This is a genomic window from Streptomyces sp. NPDC031274 (genome assembly GCF_055570235.1).
Genome location: NZ_JBVIHP010000453.1, coordinates 1 through 1,066, shown reverse-complemented (window position 1 = coordinate 1,066; position 1,066 = coordinate 1). Strand labels below are relative to the sequence as shown.

Annotated in this window: 1 protein-coding gene; it reads right to left on the bottom strand. The window is 67.0% G+C overall.

Annotated features, from left to right (window positions below; all coding sequences use genetic code 11):
* On the bottom strand, positions 1 to 1,066 hold a 1,066-nt coding region (locus ACZ5CR_RS47110), incomplete at both ends, for a flavin monoamine oxidase family protein (RefSeq protein WP_468870227.1).

Sequence of the window (1,066 nt, the reverse complement as noted above, 5' to 3'; positions counted from 1 at the left end):
GTGCTGCCAGGCGTCGGTGTAGCTGAGCCAGTCGCCTGCGAAGTAGACGCGCCCCGTCGGCTCGTTGAGCGGCTTGTAGCGCGGATCGTCGGGCCCGCCCGGGGTGTCGTGCCAGGCGGCCTCCAGGAAGGGCGTCTGGCGCCAGTGGTGCGAGAAGGACGAGTCGAGTTCGGTGCGGTACTTCTCGCCGTAGATCTTCACACCCACCGCCACGGCCCGCTTCTCGCGCTCCTCTGGCGTGAGCTTCGCGTACGCGTCGGCGTCCTTGTCGTAGTTGTAGTAGCCGACCACGAGGCCGCGCTCGCCGTGGAAGCCGTACGACGGGTGCCAGATGTGGCTCACGTCCATGTCGGTCTCGGTGATGCCGCCGTAGATCTTGTGGTCCAGCTCCCACCAGCGCGACCGGTACTCCAGGCCGATCTTCCCCGCGGACTGCGGAGTGATCGCTTCCAGGGCCTTCTGGACGCCGGAGCCAAGGTTGTGCGGGACCTTGGCGAGAATGTTGGGCGGCAGCGCACCGATGCAGAAGTCGGCGTCGATCGACTTGGTCCTGCCACCCTGCGTGTACGTGACGGTGACGCCGTGCCCCTTGTCGGTGATGCGGGTGACGGCCGCGCCCGTGCGCACCTTGTGCGCGCCGATGGCCCGGGTCAGCGCCTTCGGTATCCGGTCCATGCCGCCGACCGGCTGGAACATCAGCATCGCCTGGTCGAAGCCGAACTCGAAGGAGAAGTAGCGGCCCACTCCGCTCGCGAACACGTCGGAGGCGGAGGGGACATCGCCGAGCACCACTCCGGGGGTGCCGGTGGCGGCCGGGACGGTGCTGTATCCGCGCCGGTCGCCGCCCTCGTACGTCATCTTCTCGCCGAGCTCCCCGAAGTCCTTGAGGAACTCCATCAGTCGGTCCTGATCGGTGGTGGTGAGCTCCTTGTCGAGTGCGCCCTTGTCGGTCGCCTTGGCGAGCAACTCGGAGACGTAGCCGTACACATCGGCCTTGGCGGTGCGGTGGCGCATCGGTTTGGTCATGCCGGACGACTCATTGAAGATGTAGGCGTCGGCGTTCGTA